We start from the raw sequence: 19,735 nt of genomic DNA on the forward strand, positions 1-19,735 counted from the left end.
GAGGCAACGGAAGCACCGGATCGGGTCGGGAAGGATCTGAGGACGTGACGTTGCGGATCGGCTACAAGGCCTCTGCGGAGCAGTTCGGGCCGCGAGAGCTCGTGGAGTACGCCGTACGGGCGGAAGAGGTGGGCCTCGACAGCGTGGTGACGTCGGACCACTTCCTGCCGTGGCGCCACGAGGGCGGCCACGCACCGTCCTCGCTCGTGTGGCTGGCTGCGGTGGGGGAGCGCACCGAGCGGGTGCAGATCGGGACATCGGTGCTCACGCCGACGTTCCGCTACAACCCCGCGGTGATCGCTCAGATCTTCGCCACGCTGGGGGAGGCCTACCCGGGCCGCGTGATGCTCGGTGTCGGCACCGGGGAGGCCCTCAACGAGATCGCCGTGTCGGGCATGGAGTGGCCCGAGTTCAAGGAGCGGTTCGCGCGGCTGCGCGAGGCCATCCGGCTCATGCGTGAGGTGTGGACGTCCGAGGACGTGACGTTCGAAGGCGAGTACTACCGCACCGTCGGGGCCACCATCTACGACAAGCCGAAACAGCCGGTCCCGATCTACGTGGCGGCGGGCGGCCCGGTGGTGGCGAAGTACGCCGGCCGCTCGGCGGACGGTTTCATCTGCACGTCCGGCAAGGGCATGGATCTCTACACCGAGAAGCTGATGCCGGCCGTCACCGAGGGCGCCGAGGCGTCGGGGCGCAGTCTCGACCAGATCGACCGGATGATCGAGATCAAGATGTCCTACGACCGCGACCCGGACACGGCGCTGGAGAACTGCCGCTTCTGGGCGCCGCTGTCGCTCACGGCCGAGCAGAAGCACAGCGTCGACTCGGCGGTCGAGATGGAGCGGCTGGCCGACGAGCTGCCCATCGAGCAGGTCGCCAAGCGCTGGATCGTGGCCTCCGATCCCGACGACGCGGTGTCCCAGATCAAGCCCTACGTCGACGCGGGGCTCAACCACCTCGTCTTCCACGGGCCGGGACAGGACCAGGAGCGCTTCCTCACCCAGTTCTCCGAGGACGTGCTGCCCAAGCTGCGCGCGTTGTCCTGACACACGAGTGCGGCGGGCACCCCTGCCGAGGTGCCCGCCGCACTGCCGTGCCTACGTCTTCTTGTCGCGTGCTTTCGCCGTTTCCCGGTCGTTCGCCTTGCCGATCGCGTCGACCAGCTCGGCCTTGGTCATCGACGAGCGGCCGGGGACGTCGAGCCTCTTCGCCACCTCCTGGAGGTGCTGCTTCGAGGCGTTCGCGTCCACTCCGCCCGCCGTGGCCCGATCGCTGTCGAGCCCACCTTCGGCTGCCCGCTCGTCGGACGGGCCCTTCTCGTCCTTGGGCTCCCAGTGGTCGCCGACCTTCTCGTAGCTGTGCTTCAACGCGGCGAACGCCACGCGGTGGGCCCGGGCGCCATCGTCGTCGTAGGTCTCGAGCGCCGAGTCGTAGGTCTTCTCCCACGTCCGCTCGGCTTTGTCGTCCGAACGCTGCACCGTGCCCGGGACCTGGTCCTTTGCCGGCACGCGCTACACCTCCGTCCGCGTGTGCGGCCGCGGCGGCGTGTCCAGGAACCGCCGCACACCCTTCATCCCGTAGCGATCCACCGCTGTCTTGATCAGGCCGAAGATCGCGCCCTGCAGCGTGGCGGCGAGGAGCACCTCGCGGGTGGTGTAGTCGTCGGAGAGGGGCAGCGGTGCCTCGTCCTCGTGTGACAGCTTCTTCCACACCAGGGCGAAGACCTGACCGGCCAGCAGTCCTCCGAGCAGCCCGAAGATGAGTCCGATGGGCTTGTAGGCGATCTTCGCCAGCCCGGTCAGCTCGTTCCCGTCGCGCTTCATCGCTGTGGCTCCTCGGTACGTGCCTCAGCCCCGGTCTCTCCGGCGTAGCCGGCGTCCTGGCCCGCCACCCGGCCGACGAACTCCTCGTTCGCGCCGGTGCCCGTGGTGCTCGGCCCGTCGGGGTGCTCTGTGGTGTCGCCATCGACGCCGCCGGCCTCGCGGGTCCGCGCGAGGTGGGGATCGGAGGCGACGTCGGGCTCGGATGAACCATGCATGAGCAGCGAGTACCCGATCGGTTCCCCGCCGACACGGTTTGGCCCAGCTGTGGCCGGGCACCACAGGATCGTGGTGGATGACGGCGCGATCAGCCCGCTGGCCGACCGGCGGCCGGGCGGACGTCGGTTGTGGCTGCGGCACCATGCCCGGGCGGCGGAGCTGCGGGCGATCAGGAGCCGGATCGCCGCGTGGGCGGGGCAGCAGCGGCTCCCGGAGGACGTCGTGATCGACCTGCAGCTGGCGGTCGGCGAGGCGGTGTCGAACGGAGTGGAACACGCCTACCTGCACACCGACTCCGACGAGCCGGACGTGGTGCCCACCGTGGAGGTCGAGCTGGAGGTGCTGGCGAACGAGCCGCTACCAGTGGTGGCGGTGATGGTGACCGACCACGGCCGGTGGCGGCCCGCGCCGGACCGGCCGGGCTACCGTGGCCGTGGTCTCACCGTGATCGGCCGGCTGTCGCAGCGACTGCGGGTGGTGAGCTCGCGGCAGGGGACCCGGGTGTGCTTCGAGGTCCCGCTGCACCCGTTCTAGGAGCTGTCGGCCCCGCAGACGTGCTGGTCAGCGTTGCGACGGGCCGGGGACCGAGCCACCGGCGACGAGCCGTCGGGTGCTGGGGGTGGCGCCGCGCACCGAGCGCAGGCCCGGCAGCTGCACGGCTGAGCGAGGCATCGTGCGGCGCGCCCGGAGCACCGGCCACACCGGCGAGGGCGGGAACAGTGCCTCGAGCCCGGTCGACGCGGGCCCGCCGACGCTCGAGCGCAGCAGCTCCTGGTAGTCGTCGAACTCGGCGACCGCGGCCGCGATGTCGCCCTGCCCGAGGTAGGCCTCGATGAGGACACGGCGGGCGCTCTCGCGGCTGGGGGCGGTCTGCACGGCGCTCTTCGCGATCGCCACGGCCTCCGCGTAGCGGGCCGCGGACGTCAGTCGCAGGCTGCGCTCCTCAAGCGCGTGCAGCCGCAGCTGGCGGAACCGCTCGCGCTCGACGGCGATCCACGGGGCGGTCCAGCCGGGCAGGATGTCGGCGGACAGCAGTGAGATGTCGGGGTCGTGGTTGGTCGGGATGTCGGGCATGGCACGCACGAGCCCCAGTGCGTCGGCGAGGTCGACCTCGACGTCGGCGGCCAGCGCCAACGGGCCGCTCTCGTCCTCGTCGGCGAACAGCTCCGGTACGTCAACGGCGGTGGCGGCGTCGGCGAGCAGGCGTACAGCCGCGTCGGTGGGTACTCCTGGCCACAGGTCCGCGGCGAGGCTCGTGCGCTCCTGGGGCCTCGGATGCACGGCGAGGTACGCCACGAGCCTGCGTGAGTCGACCCCGAGCGGGACGGTGGCACCGTCGGTTGTCAAGGTGAATGAACCGAGCACAGAGACCCGTCGCTGAATGCGGGAGTGAGCCTGCATCATGCGAGATCGTCGCTGGTCGTCAGACATGGTCATCCCAAATGTGATGGTGCCCGAATGTGGTGACGCTTATGGTGGTGCTCGAAATGTGGTGCTACGCGTGCGTGTGGCGTGTCGGCGCTGCCCGATGGCGCACGAGTCCGCGAAGGAGTCTTCTCCCGACCGGGCGTGTTGCCAAGGGGCATATTCGTCACACCCGCGGTTTCCAGGGTGACGCGCCGTGCAGATCTTACGTCACGGACTGGCGTGCATGCGGACATGGGTGCCCCATCGATCGGCCCATACATGCAGCGAATCGCATAATTGACGCGCGATCCAGACACCACGCCCGCGAGGGTCGGCGGGATGGGGGGCCTGCAGGCCGGGTAGCGGGTCGGTGAGGGCTCCACGGTCGTGGATCTCGCACACCACCCCACCGCCGATGCTGGTCCAGATGGCCAGCTCCGCCTCGGGTGCTCCGTGCTCGACGGCGTTGGTGGCCACCTCGTTCACGGCGAGAACCAGGTCCTCGGCGCGCGTGCGGCCGTAGCCCGCGGTGTGCAGGGCCTCGCCGACCGCCGAGCGCACCTCGTGCAGCTGCCACGCGCTGAACGTCATCCGGACGTCGGGTGGGCCCAGCAGCGTGGGGGCCGGGGCAGGCCGCATCGCAAGCACGTCTCGCGGGCAGCGATGCTGGGTGTTGTGCAGCAACCTGCCTGCAACCAGCAGCGACGGGTGGTTGCGCCGGGCCCCGTCGAGAATCTCCAGGTGCAGCGGCAGCTCCGGGAAGAAGCACGTCATCTGCACAGGGAGATCCGTCAGCGCGACGTTCACCGCGGCGTCCAGCTCGGTCCAGAAGCCGCCGTCGGCGCCGTCGAGGGCGCTGATGTGCTCGCTGAGCACGACGACCGGACCCCCGGTGACGGAGGTCAGCTCCCGCACCTCCAGGGCCCACCGAGCCGCCACCGTCTGCCCGGATGCGCCGTCGGGCCCGGTGGGGCTGCTGAGCTCGACGAATCCCGTTGCCCGGCCCAGCTCGGCGTACACGGCCCGCAGCGTGCGCGGCCGCAGCGCGAGCGCCACCGGCTCGCCCCGTTCGAGGCCCGCGAGGGCCAGCGGAACGAGCTGGGCGAGCAGTTCGGCGTCGGAGCTGTAGTAGCCGACCGCGTGCTCGAGGCGGACCGCGACTGCCGACCGGGTGGTCTCGATCCTCATCGGGCCTCCGGGAGCGTGTGGTCGGGCCGGGTCTTGACGACGAGCTGGGCGGCGAAGGGGGCGCCGCAGCGGTCGAGGACGCGCACCACGCGCGGCCGCACGCCGGTGAGGATCAGACGGTGGGAGCTGGGGAACTCCTCCGCCGCGTGCACGAGGCTGACGGCTGCCGCGACGTCGAGGAACCGCAGGGAGGACAGGTCGAGCGTGATGTCGGTGGGGCCCGCGTGCGACCGCAGTGCGTCGTCCAGTGCCGTCTCGAGCAGCCTGCGGATGCGCGGGCGGTTGCTGTGATCCACCTCGCCTGCCAGTCGGGCGCAGCCCGGCCCGGTGCTCGTGATGCGCAACAGGTTGTCGTCGTAGATCGCGGGGACGACGAGCTCGGTGTGGTGGCGGGCGCGCAGCTCCTCGATGGCGCCGTCGGGGAACCGGCGGCGGTCGTAGAGGCACAGGAGTCGGGCCGGGCGCACGCGGATGACCTCGTCGAACGCGTCGTCGTACTGGAGCAGCGAGACACCGCCGGCCCGCTGCAGCGCGTAGCTCAGCTGCCCGGTGAGCCGGACGCCGGTGTAGCCCCGCTCGACCGCGTCGTCGACGGTGCTGCAGATGAGGTCCTGCACGTACGGGGGTGGGCTGCGCAGTGTGGCGCGGGTGGTGTCGGGCGGCACCACGATCAGGCTGCCGTCGTGCAGCGACTCCGCGATCGGCACGCAGTCGTCGGCCAGCCGCTCGATGACGCAGTCGGCGGTGCCGTCGTCGAAGTACACGACCTGTTCGCCCGCTGCCAGGCCTGCGGCGACATACGCGGACGTCATCTCCCACAGCTGCTCGTCGCTCACCGGAATGGCGCAGGCATGGTCGACGGACCGTAGGTCCTCGACCGTTCTCACCATCACGCTTCCCGCGGAGCCGCCCGGCATGTCCCCGACGCGGCGGCCCGATCACGGACAGAACGCTGCGTCACGTGAACGACACTCTACGTCGGACACCCCCCGAACCGGGACGTTCCCGGCGGGGGGTGGGACGAACCGGCGACCTGCCGCGACGAACGGGCCTGTCAGGGCACGAGCGGCGGGACCATCGCCTCCACGAGGTGCGGCCCGGGCTCGGCCGAGGCCCGCCGGAGTGCCTCGATCATCTCCTCTGCGGTGTGTACCCGGACCGCCGGGACGCCCATCCCCTGGGCGAGCGCGACGAAGTCGAGATCCGGCCGGCCGAGGTCGAACAAGGCCCTGGCCCGCTCCCCGCCGTTCTCGACGAGCCCGGCGGCGCCGACGTGCTGCAGCTCCATCCGCAGGATGGCGTAGGCACTGTTGTTGTAGACGATGGTGGTGATGTCGAGTGCCTCGCGGGCATGGGTCCACAGCGCCGAGATCGTGTACATGGCGCTCCCGTCGGCCTGCAGGCACCAGACCGGACGGTCGGGACAGGCCACCGCGGCCCCGGTGGCGGCGGGCAGGCCCCATCCGATGGACCCGCCGACGGCCGTGAGCCAGTCGTGGCGTGGTGCCGTCGCCGTCGCCGCGGGCAGTCCGGTGCCGGATGTGACCGCCTCGTCCACGACCACCGCCCCCTCGGGCAGCAGGGCGCCGACGACCGCAGCGGCGGTCTGGACGGTCAGGGCACCGCTGGGGAGTGCGGGGCGCGCGAGCTCCGCGGTCCTCGCGGTCGTGCGCGGCGCGAGGAGGTCGGCGAGCTCCTCCAGCGCGGCGGTGGCGAGCCCGTCACGGCCCGGCACCAGCGGGTGGACCTCGCAGTCCGGGGGCGCCAACTCGGAGGGCTTATCGGGGTAGGCGAAGAACGCCACCGGGGACCGGGCGCCTGCGAGCACCAGGTGGCGCGCCCCGGCGAGCTGGCGAAGCGCCACGTCGACGGGGTAGGCCACCCGCTCCACCGGGACCACCCCGGCTCCCCGCTCCATCCGGGTCGGGAACGTCTCGGCCAGGACCGTGGCGCCGGTCGCCGCCGCGATCCGGTCGGCGGCGGCCAGGCCGTCGGCCCGCGTTGCGTCGCCGCCCACCAACAGCACGCACGGTTCGCCCGACCGCAGTGCGCGCGCCGCGGACCGAAGGGCATCGGGGTCGGCAGGCTGCAGGGGAGCGGTCGGCAGCGGCTCCGCGACGCTTCCGCCGTCCTGCGCCCAGCTGACGTCCGCGGGCAGCACGAGCGTGGCGACCTGGCCCTCCCGGGCCGCGGCGACCGCTGCCGCGGCGTCGGACCCGACGTCGGCGGTGCTCGCGCTGTGGCGCACCCAGCCCGACACCGATCCGGCGACGGGCCCGATGTCCGACTGCAGCGGCGCGTCGAACTTCATGTGCTCGATGGCGTGGTCGCCGACGATGTTGACGATCGGCGCCCCCGCCTTGCGGGCGTTGTGCAGGTTGGCCAGCCCGTTGCCCAGGCCCGGACCGAGGTGCAGCAGGGTGGCGGCCGGCCGGCCCGCCATCCGTGCGTAGCCGTCGGCTGCGCCGGTGGCGACGCCCTCGAACAAGGTCAGCACGGCACGCATCTGCGGCACCGCGTCGAGCGCCGCCACGAAGTGCATCTCCGACGTGCCGGGATTGGCGAAGCAGACGTCGACCCCGCTCGCCACCAGTGACCGGATGAGTGCGCGGGCCCCGTTCACTGCGCGGCGGTCCCGGCGGTGTTCACGTGCACGGACGTGGCGGGCGATGACACCAGTGTCTGCAGCACCACGCAGTAGCGCTCCGTCAGCTTGATGAGGGTGGCGACCTGGTCGGCGTCGGCGCTGGTGTCGAGATCGAAGGTCAGGCGGATGTCGCGGAACCCGACCGGAGCCTCCTTGTCGACGCCGAGCGTGCCCCGGAAATCGAGGTCGCCCTCGGCGTGCACCGTGCCGCTCACATCGAGCCCCATGTTGGTGGCGACCGCGCGGAGGGTGACGCCCGCACAGGCGACGAGCGCCTCCAGGAGCATGTCCCCGGAGCACAGCTGCGAGCCGTCACCCCCGGTGGCCGGGTGCAGACCGGCCTCGGCCAGCGCCGTGGCGGTGCGGACCCGGCAGGCCACGCCGGTGCCGTCGAGCTCTCCCTCGGCCTTCAGAGTGATCAGCGCGGCGGTGGGATCGTCCCGGTACTGCGCCTTGAGCGGGGCCTGCATCTCCTTGAGAGCGGAAGCGTCCATGTGATGATCCTGCCTTGGCCGGGGTGTCCTGTGCAGCCGCGAGCCGAACCGGCCGCACCAGTAGGCTCCTGACGTGCCCGACCTGCCGACGACGCGGCCCCGGGCCGACCGCATCGTGACGGTCCCGAACCTGCTCAGCGTGCTGCGGCTGGCCGGGGTACCGCTGTTCCTCTACCTGCTCCTCGTGCCGCGCGCCGACGGGTGGGCGATCCTCGTGCTGGCCGTCGGCGGCTTCACGGACTGGCTCGACGGCAAGCTCGCCAGACTGCTCGGGCAATACAGCCGCCTCGGCGCCATGCTCGACCCCGCGGTCGACCGGCTCTACATCCTGGCCGCGCTGATCGCCCTCGGCGCCCGCGACGTGGTGCCGTGGTGGGGAGTGGTGGCGCTGGTCTGCCGCGACCTGGTGCTGGCGGCCACGCTTCCCGTGCTGCGGAGCCGGGGCTATGCCCCCTACCGGGTCACCTACCTCGGCAAGGGCGCCACGTTCCTGTTGCTCTACGCGTTTCCGCTGCTCCTGCTCGGGCAGAACACGGACTTCTGGGGCGAGCTCGCCCGGCCGTTCGGGTACGGCTTCGCGATCTGGGGCACGGCGCTCTACCTGTACTCGGGGGCGCTGTATCTGGCGCAGTTCGTACTCGCGATGCGGTCGCCGGCGCAGCCGCCGGGGGTTGGTGGCCGTGTCGGAGGCGGGGACTAGGCTCCTCGCGTGATTCCCGAGGACCTTCGCTACACCGAAGCCCACGAGTGGGTGCGCGACCTGGGGGACGGGGTGGTTCGGATCGGCATCACCGATCACGCCCAGTCCCAGCTCGGTGACGTCGTCTTCGTGCAGCTGCCCGCAGTCGGTGACACCGTCACCGCCGGTGCGGCGGTCGGCGAGGTCGAGTCCACCAAGTCGGTGTCGGATATCTACGCTCCCGTGTCCGGCACGGTCGTCGCGGTCAACGACTCCCTCGAGAACAGCCCCGAGCTGATCAATTCGGGGCCCTACCAGGCAGGTTGGATGATGGACGTCCGGCTGGCCGACGATGCCGCCGCACTGGGCGACCTGCTCGACGCGACGGCGTACGGCGAGCTCACGGGAAGCTGACCGGGCCGGAACCGGACGCCGCCGCGCGGTAGGTTTGCGGAACCCACGGCACGTGGGCCGCACAGATCACAAATGAACGTTGCTACATCCATGCAGGAGGAGACCCCGAGGTGACCACGAACGACGGGCCCGGCGTGCCCCCGGAGCGCTCCCCGGAGACCACCTCGGTCTTCCGAGCGGACTTCCTCTCCGAGGTCGAGCCCCCCGCCCAGGACCAGCCGGTCTCCGGCGTCGACGCGCTACCTGCAGGAGCAGCCCTGCTGGTGGTCAAGCGCGGGCCCAATGCGGGGTCGCGGTTCCTCCTCGACCGGCCGTCCACGAGCGCGGGGCGCCACCCCGACAGCGACATCTTCCTCGACGACGTCACGGTCTCGCGCCGCCACGCCGAGTTCCGCAGTGACGCCGGCGAGTTCGTCGTCGTCGATGTCGGCAGCCTCAACGGCACCTACGTCAACCGGGAGCCGGTAGACACCGCCGTTCTGGCCAACGGCGACGAGGTGCAGATCGGCAAGTTCCGGCTCGTGTTCCTCACCGGGCCGCGCGAGCCGGGCGCCACAGGCTGAGGACTGGCGCAATACGGAGGCTCGACGCCCGTCCGGAGGCGGGCGCGGGCCGGGTGCGCCGTGTAGCGTCGACACTGCAGGACCGTCAGGAGGAGGGAAGCGCATGAGCGAGATGCGCGTCGTGGGTGTCCGGGTTGAATTGCCCGCGAACCAGCCGATCCTCCTGCTGCGGGAGACCAGCGGCGACCGGTACCTCCCGATTTGGATCGGTTCGGTCGAGGCCACTGCGATCGCCCTGGAGCAGCAGGGAGTCAAACCAGCCCGACCGCTGACCCACGACCTGCTCAAGGACGTGATCACGGGGTTGGGCCGCAGGCTGGAGCAGGTGCGGATCACCGATCTCCAGGAGGGCACGTTCTACGCCGAGCTCGTCTTCGACGGAGGCATCAAGGTGTCGGCCCGGCCGAGCGACTCGGTGGCGCTCGCGTTGCGCATCGGCGTGCCGATCCACGCCGACGAAAGCGTGCTGGCAGAGGCCGGACTGGTCATCCCCGACGAGCAGGAGGACGAGGTCGAGAAGTTCCGGGAGTTCCTGGACTCGATCTCGCCGGAGGATTTCCGCGGCGCGCAGCCGTAGTACCCGGCCGAGGCCATCCGGTCTCGACACGCCCGGTTCCGGGTGACTCGCGGCGGCGCGCCGCGTTGACCGGTCGCGCGCACCCGCTTACCGTCGGCTGTGACGGCCCGCCTTTCGGGCCCCGGCGGAAGGAGCTCGGTGGAGAACCCGCCGTCCGGCTCACCTGAACAGGGTGAGCTCTTCCCCGATCCCCTGCTGGGGGCCGGCCTCGACGGGATGCCGGACCAGCTCGTCGGGTTCCGGGGTCCTACCGCCTGCCAGGTTGTGGGGATCACCTATCGGCAGCTCGACTACTGGGCCCGTACGGGTCTGGTCGTGCCGTCCATCCGTGGAGCGGCAGGCTCGGGATCGCAGCGGCTCTACTCGTTCAAGGACGTCCTTGTTCTGAAGGTCGTCAAACGGCTTCTGGACGCCGGGGTGTCGCTGCAGAACATCCGCGTGGCGGTCGAGCACCTACGCCGGCGCGGCATCCGCGATCTCGCCGGCATCACGCTGTTCAGCGATGGCACCACCGTCTACGAGTGCTCCTCTCCGGAGGAGGTCGTCGACCTGCTGCAGGGTGGGCAGGGTGTCTTCGGTATCGCCGTGAGCGGCGCGATGCGTGAGATCAGCGGGTCGATCAAGGACTTCCCGGTCGAGCGGGCCGACGGCGGCAGCGTCGACGAGAGCCCGGAGGACGAGCTGTCCCGCCGCCGCGCCCGGCGTGCCATCAGCTGAAGCCGCGGCGCCTTCCCCAGGCGTCGAGAAGATCGTCGCGAGATCCGGGTAGCCGCCCTCGCGAGGGCTCATCGGCTGATCTCGGAGTGATCAACGGCCGTCAGCGGGTGGCTGTACCGTGAGCAGCAGGCGATGGACGGGTTCGCGCAAGTGAACGCCGGGGTCACCTCGCCTGCCGGGTTCTTCTCGGACGAGAACGTCGGACGCATCGTCGGCGCTGGACCTGGTTCACAGGACTGACAAACGGCGCGGAGAGGGCAGGCGGCGGGAGAGGGCTACGATGTGACGCGTAGTCGCTGAACCCGCGCGGGAGAGTCCCGGTCGCCGTCTCAACTGATGGGGATCGGGCGCCGAAGGAGCAACTCCTCCCCGGAACCTCTCAGGCATCCAGGACCGCCCGGGCGAGACGCCTCTGGAAAGCGACGGGCGTGCCCGTCCGCCGACGGGGAAAGCCCGCTCTGTACGGGGTGAATCTCTCAGGCACCCGGTGACCGGGCGGGGACAGAGGGGGAGGGCAGCAGTTGCGTGCCCGCCGCCTGCCCGACCTCCGGAGGTCCAGTGACCGACCGCCCCACCCCGCATCCCCTGGAGCGCCCGACGCTCCACGACCTCGAGCAGGGTGTCCCGTTCGTCGATCGGCACATCGGGCCGCGACCAGCTGAGCTGTCCACCATGCTGGCGGCGGTCGGCGCGGAGTCACTCGACGCCCTCGCCGACGCGGTGGTGCCCGACTCCATCCGCGACCGCGCACCTGTCGCCTCGACCTTGCCCCCCGCGGCGTCCGAGCCGGAGGTGCTCGCTGAGTTGCGGGCTCTCGCGGCGCGCAACACGGTGACCGTCCCGATGATCGGGCTGGGCTACTCGGGCACGGTCACGCCGCCGGTGATCCGCCGCAACGTGCTGGAGAACCCGGCCTGGTACACGGCCTACACGCCCTACCAGCCGGAGATCAGCCAGGGTCGACTCGAGGCGCTGCTGACGTTCCAGACCACGGTCGCCGACCTCACCGGGCTCCCCGTCGCGGGGGCCTCCCTCCTCGACGAGGCCACCGCGGCCGCCGAGGCGATGACCCTCCTGCGCCGGGCCGGGCGTGCCACGTCGCCGCGGTTCGTCGTGGACGCCGACACCCTGCCGCAGACGATCGAGGTGCTCCGCACCCGCGCCGAGCCCCTGGGCATCGATCTCGTGGTGGCGGACCTGGACGCCGGGCTGCCCGAGGGTGAGCTGTTCGGGCTCCTGCTGTCCTACCCCGGCGCTTCCGGTGCGGTCACCGACCCGTCGTCCCTGATCGCGGAGGCGCACGAGCGCGGAGCACTGGTGGCTGTCGCCGCCGACCTGCTGGCTCTCACCCTTCTCACTCCGCCCGGGGAGCTGGGCGCCGACGCGGCGGTGGGCACCACCCAGCGCTTCGGGGTGCCGCTCGGCTTCGGTGGCCCGCACGCCGGCTACCTGTCGGTGCAGCAGAAGCATGCGCGCCAGCTGCCGGGCCGGCTCGTGGGCCTGTCCCGCGACGCCGACGGCAACCCGGCTCTGCGGCTGGCGTTGCAGACGCGCGAGCAGCACATCCGCCGTGAGAAGGCCACCTCGAACATCTGTACCGCACAGGTGCTCCTGGCCGTCGTCGCCGCGTGTTACGCGGTCTACCACGGGCCGGAGGGGCTGCGGCGGATCGCCCGCCGGGCGCACCGCATGGCCGCTGTGCTGGCCGCCGGGCTGCGGGCCGGGGGAGTGGGGGTGCTGCACGGGGAGTTCTTCGACACCGTGCAGGCGCGGGTGCCGGGACGGGCGGCGGAGGTGGCCGACGCTGCGCACGCCGCCGGGATCGCACTGCGGCGGGTGGACGAGGACACGCTGGGGATCGCCTGCTCCGAGGTCACCACGGTGGAGCACCTGGAGGCCGTCTGGGCGGCGTTCGGCGTCACCGCCGACGCCACCGCGCTCGACCTCGACACGGAGGACGTGCTTCCTCCTGGCCTGGTTCGCTCCACCGAGTACCTCACGCACCCGGTCTTCCACGAGCACCGCTCGGAGACCTCGCTGATGCGCTGGCTGCGCAGGCTGGCCGACGCCGACATGGCGCTGGACCGCACGATGATCCCGCTCGGGTCGTGCACGATGAAGCTCAACGCCGCCGTCGAGATGGAGCCGATCTCGTGGCCGGCGTTCGCCGACATGCACCCGTTCGCCCCCGAGGCCGACGCCGAGGGCACGCTCGCGCTGATCGCCGACCTGGAGCGGTGGCTCGCCGAGCTCACCGGGTACGCGGCCGTGTCCTTGCAGCCCAACGCCGGTAGCCAGGGCGAGTTCGCGGGCCTGCTCGCGATCGCGGCCTACCACCGCAGCCGGGGTGAGACGCACCGGAACGTCTGCCTGATCCCGGCGAGTGCCCACGGCACCAATGCGGCGTCGGCCGTGATGGCCGGGATGCGGGTGGTCGTGGTGGCCACGTCCCCGACCGGCGACGTCGACCTCGATGACCTTCGCGCAAAGATCGCCGAGCACGGCCCCTCGCTCGCGGCTCTGATGATCACCTACCCGTCCACGCACGGCGTGTTCGAGGCGCGGGTGCGCGAGGTGTGCGACCGAGTGCACGAGGCCGGCGGGCAGGTCTACGTCGACGGCGCGAACCTGAATGCGCTGGTCGGGCTGGCGAGGCCTGGGGCGTTCGGCGGCGACGTCAGTCACCTCAACCTCCACAAGACGTTCTGCATCCCGCACGGAGGAGGCGGGCCCGGCGTCGGTCCGGTGGCGGTGGCGGAGCACCTGGCCCCGTTCCTGCCGGGACGTGGCGGCGCCGAGGGGGTGGGTGCCGTGTCCGCGGCGCCACACGGCAGCCCGGGGGTGCTCCCGATCTCGTGGGCCTACATCCGGCTCATGGGAACCGACGGGCTGCGCCGGGCCACCCTCAGCGCGATCGCCGCGGCCAACTACGTGGCGAAGCGCCTCGGTGAGTACTACCCGGTGCTGTACGCGGGTGAGCACGGGCACGTCGCCCACGAGTGCATCCTCGACCTGCGTGGGATCACCCGGGACACGGGCGTGACCGTCGACGACGTGGCGAAGCGGCTCGCCGACTACGGCCTGCACGCACCGACGATGTCCTTCCCGGTGGCGGGCACGCTGATGGTGGAGCCCACCGAGAGCGAGGACCTCGCCGAGATCGACCGCTTCGTCACCGCGATGATCGGGATCCGCGGGGAGATCGACCGCGTGGCGGCGGGGGAGTGGCCGGTCACGGACAACCCGTTGCGCGGTGCGCCGCACACCGCAGCGTGCCTGATCGACAAGTGGGACCACCCGTACCCGCGGGAGCTCGCCGCGTACCCGACGGGCGTCACACCGGGCGTGCACGACCGCAAGGTGTGGCCTCCCGTGCGCCGGATCGACGGTGCTCACGGGGACCGCAACCTCGTGTGCAGCTGCCCGCCCGTGGAGGCCTACTCGTAAGGAGACACCGCTGCGGTGAGGGCGGACGCGTGACGCCGCCCTCACCGCAGTCGGTAGTCCCTTCATGTGTCAACGAATCAATGACGCCAGCGTTCCGGAAATGAAAGGTTGACCACATAGACCGAGCAACGTAGGGGAGTGCCGATCGTCGATCGGCACTCGTCGCTTACGTGTATCCGCCCCGGCGTGGAAGGTTGTGTTCGTCTCGGAGCATGTCCTCTGTGGTGCGGGGGAGCCCGACCTTCGCGTGCAGGGCATCCGACTTCGCTGTTCCGGAGACGGTCGCTGATTCCTCGTCGTCGACCGTCCTGACGTTGATGCCGTGCATGTTGTGCTGCGCGTGGACCAGTTCGTGGCCGTACACGAGGAACGCAGGGGTGACGGGTTCTCCCGGCTTGGCTCCCTCGCTGTCCTTGAAGTTGTGGGGCACCGCGACCGTGCTGGTGGAACCGCTGCCTGCAGTGTCCTCGTTCTGCGCGAGCGCATTCGTCGAGTCCGCGATCGCCTCCGCCCCGACGTCGGTGTTCCCGCCCATGAACTCGACCTGCTCAGGGTGGTAGGGCACGACGCCGACGGCAGGAGATCCAGGTCGTGAGGTCAGGTCGGTGACCAGGGCGCGGCCGCGTTGCCGGGACAGCAGCCGAGCATGAACGGACAGAATCTGGGTCGCGAAGCCGGCGAGTTCGGCAGGGTCGCGGTCGTCGCCGAATGCTCGGGGCTTGCCCGAGATCGAAACTCCCTGTCCGCTCGTGATTCGTGACCATGTGCGCGAGAGCGACTCGAGTGCCTTGGTGTCGGCGGCGTCGATATCCGGCGCGACCGGGCGCAGGTCGTAAGTGCGGAGGATGTCGACGTAGGAGAGGTGCCGGTTCTGGATCTGGTCGAGCAGTGCCTTCAGATCGGCTTCCCGTCGCTCGTCGGCCGGAGTCGCCGCGACGTTGTGCAACTGGGGGTAGATCATGTGCTCGGCCTGGTCGATAACCGTTCCGAGATCGTCACAGTGCTTCTGCCTGGCCGGCTTCGACCAGACGCGCCAACCGAGCGACTTGGTCTTCGCGATCATCTTGTCGGCCTCGGCGATCATCTCCGTGACGAATCCCTGGATAGGGTCGTCCAGCGCCTGCGGCTGGGGCGCCCGCTGCACCACGGCCACCGGGCCGGCCGAGTCGGTTCGCAGCACGTCGTGCACCAGCGAGTGCTGTGCGTGCTCGTGGCCGGTGACAGCTGTGCGGGCCGGACCGTGGAGCATGTCGACCACGGCCGCATTGCCCGCCGCTCGTTGCAGGGCTCGCACCGCTCCTGGGCTCGAGTCTCGCGAGACCGGTGGGCGTGAGACGGGTGTCGATCGTGCTGGCGGTCGGTGTCCACGGGAGGTTCCCTCGGCCGTGTTTGGCCGCTCTTGCGCGTACATGCCGATTCCTCTTCGCCGGGTACCGGTCAGGTTCACAGGCGCGGACGAGGGGGACAAGGCCGCGAGATCAGTGCGGTCAACATCACCGGCGATTTTCACGGAGAGAGAACCGCTGGTCACGGGCGGTCCGAAGTGGGCACGCTGTGGTCACTCAGAGCAAGACCGCCGTGACAGCCGTGCGGGCGGGTGAACCCCCTCCCGGCCACCCGCCCGCAGCACGAAGAGTGGGCGTCGGCGTGGCCTGATACAGGGATCTTCGATGAGCTTGTTTCCTCCGTGGTCAATCAATCATTGACGCATACATGTCGTCGATCAAAGATTGACGACCAAAACAGGCAGAGACCAGGAGCGCGCACCCAGACGCGGGGCGCCGCTCAGCGATCCGTGAGCAGGACCTCGCACAGCTCCACGAGACGACGCCGCAGGGGAGTGGCGCGCCGGGCGAAATCGGCCTGGGCACGGGCGTACTCGGCCCGTCCGGCCGGCGTCTCGATACGGATGGGGGAGTAGCCCAAGGCGGCCAGGTCGTAGGGGCTCGCGCGCATGTCGAGCTCCCGCACTTCCACGGCGAGGGCGAAGCAGTCGGCGAGCAGCTCGGCCGGCGTCGCCGGGGCGAGCTTGTAGGCCCACTTGTAGAGGTCCATCGTGGCGTGCAGGCAGCCGGGCTGCTCGTTCACCACCTGGTCGGCGCGCTCCGGGCGGATGGCGTTGAGCGGCTCCGCGGCACGTGTGAAGAAGCGGAAGGCGTCGTGGTGCGTGCAGTGCACCGGCAGCGACTCGACCACGGCATCGGTGCCCGCCGACCCGAGCCGTAGCGGAACAGCTGAGTGCCGGGGTGCGTCGCTGCGGTACACCATCGCCCACTCGTGCAGACCGAAGCAGCCCAACCGGGCGGGGCGGGAGGCCGTCGCCACGAGCAGGTCACGCACGAAAGCGGCCGTCGTGACGATCCGGGGAGGCAAGGAGTGCACGTCGAGCCGCACGTGGTCGCCGTCGCGGACGTGGCCCGGGAGCCCCAGCAGCTCATCCCCGTGCCGCAGGAGGAGTCCGGGTCCCGGCTGCCACTGCTCGAGCCGGGCCGGGCGCAGCGAGTAGTAGGTGAAGAGGAAGTCCATGACGGGGTGCGCCTCGCCGCGGCGGCGGCGCTCCCGGTGAGGCGACGTCCATCGCTCGACACGCGCCCGGTGCGCGGCGGCGCGCTCGCGCCACACCGGCTCGTCGAGCAGCGTGGGCGCCGCGGAGGGAGCCGGGGTCGTCACGGCGGTCCACGGTACCGACGGACACTGTGAGTGGGACGGGCGCCGTCGGCTTCCGCGCACCGTCGAGAGCGTCCTCTCCGATCGCTTTCGCTGTTCGCATCGTGGGTCAGGAACCGAAATGGGCTCGCTGACGAATGGTTGATCACTTGCAGATTCTCCGTACCTACCGCAGACCAGGCGCTGCCCTTCCTGTGGAACCGGCCGGGCGCGAACCTGATCTCCATTTCGCATTCGACGACGTCGAGGCGGCCGCAATCGGAAAGTGCCTGGTGATCGACGTGCCCCCAGAGGAGCAGCCGCGGTATCCGGGTACGGCGACCGTGGCCGTCTGCGATCTCGATGAGATAACGCGGGTACTCACGGCGGGCACATCACCGTGCCGGAATCGGCCCCCGGGCCCTCAGGCCTGCGCGCGCGGTGCGTGCGTGGCGTCGCGGACCTCACCGACGTAGGTCTCCAGGAGGTCCTCCATCGCCACGAGGCCAACCGTCCCTCCGCGGCCGTCCACGGCGCGGCCCAGGTGGGCACGGGCGCGGCGCAGCACGGCGAGCGCCTCGTCGAGCCGGACGGAGACCGGCACCTCGGGAAGGCCGCGGATCCGCTCGATCGGCACGGCGGCGTCCGGGTCGTCGACGAGGTCGAGGATGTCCTTGACGTGGAGGTATCCGCTGAAGTTCCCGTCGGTGGCCCGGACCGGGAACCGGGAGAAGCCGGTGTCGGCGACGCTGCGCGCCACGTCGTCGACCGTCGGGTTCACCGGTAGAGCCACCATCTCCTCGCTCGGTACGAGGACGTCACCGACGGTGGCCTCGGCCGAGCTGAGCGTGCGGCTGAGGCGGCGGGACTCGTGGTCGTCGAGCAGGCCCTCGCGTCCGGATTCGGCGATGAGGTCGGCGAGCTCGCCGGGGGTGAAGGACGTTTCGAGCTCGTCGCGCGGCTCCACCCGCAGCAGCCGCAGCACACCGTTGGCCATCACGTTGAACAGCTCGATCAGCGGCCGCATCACGGTGGTGAAGGCGAGGAACGGCGGCACCAGCCAGATCGCGGTGCGTTCTGGTCCGGCGATGGCGATGTTCTTGGGCACCATCTCGCCGAGGAGGATGTGCGCGACCACCACGATGGCCAGGGACACCGCGAACGCGATGGGGTGCAGCAGGGCGTCCGGCATGCCCAGCCAGTGCAGCGGGCGCTCGATGAGGTGGGCCACCGCCGGCTCGCCGAGTCGGCCGAGCAGCAGAGAGCAGATCGTGATGCCCAGCTGCGATGCCGCGAGCATCCGGGACAGGTCGGCGCCGGCCTTCAGGACGGTCCGGGCGGACGCCGTGCCGGAGGCTGCCATCGCCTCGAGCCGGTCGCGGCGGGCGGAGATCAGCGAGAACTCGGCGCCGACGAAGAAGGCGTTGGCGCCGAGCAGTGCGATCGCCGCCAGCAGCGCGAGCAGGTCGCTACCCATGGGCGGCCTCCTCCTGCCGGGCAGGGGGCGCGGGGTCGGGGTCGGCGGTGGCGCGAGCCAGGCGCAGCTCGGCGATGCGGTTGCGGTCGCGGCGCATGACGGTGAGACGCCATCCGTCCACGTCGATGTCCTCTCCGACGTCGGGGATGTGTCCCAGCCGGGCGAGCACCAGCCCGGCCAGCGTCTCGTAGTCGCCGTCGGGCATCTCGAACCCGGTGGCGTCGGCCACCTCGTCGCTGCGGAGCAGGCCCGAGACGAGCCAGCTGCCGCGGCCCAGTGGGCGAACCTGCGCCTGCTCGGCGCGGTCGTGCTCGTCGCGTACGTCGCCGACGATCTCCTCGACGAGGTCTTCGAGGGTGACGATGCCCGCGGTGCCGCCGTACTCGTCCACGACGACGGCGAGCTGCAGGCCGGAGCTCCGGAGCCGGGTGAGCAGCTCGTCGCCGTCGAGCGACTCCGGGACCGTCGGGACGGTCTGGACGATGCCGCGCAGGGCGACGTGGTCCCGCTCGGAGGCCGGCACTCCGAATGCCTGCTTCACGTGCACCACGCCGAGCACGGAGTCGGGGTCGCGGTCGTGCACGATGAAACGTGAGAAGCCGCTGCGGCGGGCCAGTGCCACCAGATCGGCCACGGTGTCGTCGGCGTCGAGGGATTCGACCCGCACCCGGGGGGTCATCAGGTCCTCGGCGACACGGTCGGTGAACCGCAGCGATCGGTCCAGCAGGGTGGCGGTGCCGGCGTCCAGGGTGCCGTGCTGCGCACTGGAGCGGACCAGCGAGCTCAGCTCGCTCGGCGAACGTGCCGAGCGCAGCTCCTCGGCGGGTTCGACGCCGAGCCGCCGCACGATGGTGTTGGCCGCGCCGTTGAGCCCTGTGATGAGCCATCGGAACGCGTGGGCGAAGCCGCTCTGCAACCAGACCACGGCACGTGCGGTGCGCAGTGGGTCGGCGATGGCCAGGTTCTTCGGCACGAGCTCGCCGAACACCATCGACAGCGCCGTGGCGAGCAGCAGTGACAGCACGGTGGCGGTCCCGGCGGCGAGCCCGTCCGACAGGCCGATCGCGGTGAGTGCCGGACGGAACAGCGAGGCGATGGCGGGTTCGGCTATGTAGCCGGTGACCAGCGTGGTGACGGTGATGCCGAGCTGGCTACCGGAGAGCTGGAACGACAGCGCGCGATGAGCCTTCTGCACGGTGCGGGCGCGCCGGTCGCCGACCTCGGCGACGTGGGCGTCGACCTGGCTGCGCTCGAGCGCGGTGAGGGCGAACTCGGACGCCACGGATATGGCCGTTCCGAGGGTGAGCAGGGCGACGGCGACCAACCCGAGGATCGACCACAGGACGCTCATCGGCTGCGCCGACGACGGACATGACCGCAGGGCGGACGGACTGTGTGCCGGGCGGGACCCGGCCTTCTACTGCAACCCGGCTCGGC

20 protein-coding genes and 1 riboswitch are annotated in these 19,735 nt (G+C 70.9%); of the genes, 8 read left to right on the plus strand and 12 right to left on the minus strand.

The features are described 5' to 3' along the window. Window positions 1-44 precede the first annotated feature (44 nt). Entirely contained in the window at window positions 45-1,049 is a 1,005-nt protein-coding gene (gene fgd, locus ACQPZQ_RS23445) for a glucose-6-phosphate dehydrogenase (coenzyme-F420) (protein WP_433284028.1), read from the plus strand. A 51-nt stretch (window positions 1,050-1,100) separates the two neighbouring features. On the opposite strand, the gene ACQPZQ_RS23450 is transcribed toward fgd, so the two are convergent. From ACQPZQ_RS23450 to ACQPZQ_RS23460, 3 genes are read right to left on the minus strand one after another with little or no spacing between them, the layout of a single operon-like run. Then, window positions 1,101-1,511, minus strand: coding sequence for a ChaB family protein (locus ACQPZQ_RS23450; RefSeq protein ID WP_433284029.1), 411 nt, complete (start codon window positions 1,509-1,511; stop codon window positions 1,101-1,103). A gap of 3 nt (window positions 1,512-1,514) precedes the next feature. Then, entirely contained in the window at window positions 1,515-1,826 is a 312-nt protein-coding gene (locus ACQPZQ_RS23455) for a DUF4235 domain-containing protein (RefSeq protein ID WP_433284031.1), read from the minus strand. After that, window positions 1,823-2,041 (minus strand): hypothetical protein, encoded by a 219-nt coding sequence (locus ACQPZQ_RS23460; protein WP_433284033.1) that lies wholly within the window; start codon window positions 2,039-2,041, stop codon window positions 1,823-1,825. The genes ACQPZQ_RS23455 and ACQPZQ_RS23460 overlap by 4 nt, the downstream gene beginning before the upstream one ends. A gap of 73 nt (window positions 2,042-2,114) precedes the next feature. Here ACQPZQ_RS23460 and ACQPZQ_RS23465 point away from each other — a divergent pair, with 73 nt between their 5' ends. Beyond that, on the plus strand, window positions 2,115-2,576 hold the full coding sequence (locus ACQPZQ_RS23465) for an ATP-binding protein (RefSeq protein ID WP_433284035.1): 462 nt from the start codon (window positions 2,115-2,117) through the stop codon (window positions 2,574-2,576). 27 nt (window positions 2,577-2,603) lie between these two features. Here the strand turns inward: ACQPZQ_RS23465 and ACQPZQ_RS23470 are convergent, their stop codons facing one another. The 5 genes from ACQPZQ_RS23470 to ACQPZQ_RS23490 form a co-directional block, all read right to left on the minus strand. After that, the gene (locus ACQPZQ_RS23470; RefSeq protein ID WP_433284037.1) at window positions 2,604-3,389 is read right to left on the minus strand and encodes an AfsR/SARP family transcriptional regulator; all 786 of its coding nucleotides are present in this window, start codon (window positions 3,387-3,389) and stop codon (window positions 2,604-2,606) included. Window positions 3,390-3,677: 288 nt separating this feature from the next. Next, window positions 3,678-4,637: an ATP-binding protein gene (locus ACQPZQ_RS23475; RefSeq protein ID WP_433284038.1), complete on the minus strand. Its 960-nt coding sequence runs from the start codon at window positions 4,635-4,637 to the stop codon at window positions 3,678-3,680. Then, window positions 4,634-5,527: an MEDS domain-containing protein gene (locus tag ACQPZQ_RS23480; protein WP_433284040.1), complete on the minus strand. Its 894-nt coding sequence runs from the start codon at window positions 5,525-5,527 to the stop codon at window positions 4,634-4,636. Before ACQPZQ_RS23480 ends, ACQPZQ_RS23475 begins: the two co-directional genes overlap by 4 nt. Before the next feature lie 164 nt (window positions 5,528-5,691). Continuing rightward, window positions 5,692-7,260, minus strand: a complete 1,569-nt coding sequence (locus ACQPZQ_RS23485; RefSeq protein ID WP_433284042.1) for an acetolactate synthase large subunit — start codon at window positions 7,258-7,260, stop codon at window positions 5,692-5,694. Then, complete coding sequence (locus tag ACQPZQ_RS23490; RefSeq protein WP_433284044.1) at window positions 7,257-7,778, minus strand: OsmC family protein; 522 nt, start codon at window positions 7,776-7,778, stop codon at window positions 7,257-7,259. Before ACQPZQ_RS23490 ends, ACQPZQ_RS23485 begins: the two co-directional genes overlap by 4 nt. 73 nt (window positions 7,779-7,851) lie before the next feature. Here ACQPZQ_RS23490 and ACQPZQ_RS23495 point away from each other — a divergent pair, with 73 nt between their 5' ends. The 6 genes from ACQPZQ_RS23495 to gcvP all read left to right on the plus strand — a co-directional run bounded on the left by ACQPZQ_RS23495 (window position 7,852) and on the right by gcvP (window position 14,175). Next, complete coding sequence (locus ACQPZQ_RS23495) at window positions 7,852-8,478, plus strand: CDP-alcohol phosphatidyltransferase family protein (RefSeq protein ID WP_433284046.1); 627 nt, start codon at window positions 7,852-7,854, stop codon at window positions 8,476-8,478. A gap of 9 nt (window positions 8,479-8,487) precedes the next feature. After that, a complete protein-coding gene (gcvH, locus tag ACQPZQ_RS23500; RefSeq protein ID WP_241035655.1) occupies window positions 8,488-8,871 on the plus strand; it encodes a glycine cleavage system protein GcvH in 384 nt (127 codons plus the stop codon). 110 nt (window positions 8,872-8,981) lie between these two features. Further along, complete coding sequence (gene garA, locus ACQPZQ_RS23505; RefSeq protein ID WP_241035656.1) at window positions 8,982-9,434, plus strand: glycogen accumulation regulator GarA; 453 nt, start codon at window positions 8,982-8,984, stop codon at window positions 9,432-9,434. Between the two features lie 103 nt (window positions 9,435-9,537). Beyond that, window positions 9,538-10,011 carry a bifunctional nuclease family protein gene (locus ACQPZQ_RS23510; protein ID WP_169394763.1) on the plus strand — a complete coding sequence of 158 codons (474 nt, stop codon included), beginning with the start codon at window positions 9,538-9,540 and terminating at the stop codon, window positions 10,009-10,011. A 138-nt stretch (window positions 10,012-10,149) separates the two neighbouring features. Further along, window positions 10,150-10,728 (plus strand): MerR family transcriptional regulator, encoded by a 579-nt coding sequence (locus tag ACQPZQ_RS23515; RefSeq protein ID WP_169394762.1) that lies wholly within the window; start codon window positions 10,150-10,152, stop codon window positions 10,726-10,728. Window positions 10,729-11,025: 297 nt separating this feature from the next. After that, a riboswitch (glycine riboswitch) is annotated at window positions 11,026-11,134 on the plus strand. Window positions 11,135-11,286: 152 nt separating this feature from the next. Next, complete coding sequence (gcvP, locus tag ACQPZQ_RS23520) at window positions 11,287-14,175, plus strand: aminomethyl-transferring glycine dehydrogenase (protein ID WP_433284048.1); 2,889 nt, start codon at window positions 11,287-11,289, stop codon at window positions 14,173-14,175. A gap of 166 nt (window positions 14,176-14,341) precedes the next feature. On the opposite strand, the gene ACQPZQ_RS23525 is transcribed toward gcvP, so the two are convergent. From ACQPZQ_RS23525 to ACQPZQ_RS23540, 4 genes are all read right to left on the minus strand, one after another. Further along, a complete protein-coding gene (locus ACQPZQ_RS23525) occupies window positions 14,342-15,469 on the minus strand; it encodes a M91 family zinc metallopeptidase (RefSeq protein WP_433284050.1) in 1,128 nt (375 codons plus the stop codon). A 491-nt stretch (window positions 15,470-15,960) separates the two neighbouring features. Then, window positions 15,961-16,845, minus strand: coding sequence for a 3-methyladenine DNA glycosylase (locus tag ACQPZQ_RS23530; protein ID WP_433284052.1), 885 nt, complete (start codon window positions 16,843-16,845; stop codon window positions 15,961-15,963). Window positions 16,846-17,245: 400 nt separating this feature from the next. Continuing rightward, a complete protein-coding gene (locus tag ACQPZQ_RS23535) occupies window positions 17,246-18,298 on the minus strand; it encodes a hemolysin family protein (protein WP_433284053.1) in 1,053 nt (350 codons plus the stop codon). Continuing rightward, window positions 18,291-19,649, minus strand: a complete 1,359-nt coding sequence (locus ACQPZQ_RS23540) for a hemolysin family protein (protein ID WP_433284054.1) — start codon at window positions 19,647-19,649, stop codon at window positions 18,291-18,293. Before ACQPZQ_RS23540 ends, ACQPZQ_RS23535 begins: the two co-directional genes overlap by 8 nt. Window positions 19,650-19,735 lie beyond the last annotated feature (86 nt).

Origin of the sequence: Pseudonocardia sp. CA-142604 (assembly GCF_050948475.1) — a bacterium.
Lineage (GTDB): Bacteria > Actinomycetota > Actinomycetes > Mycobacteriales > Pseudonocardiaceae > Pseudonocardia > Pseudonocardia alaniniphila.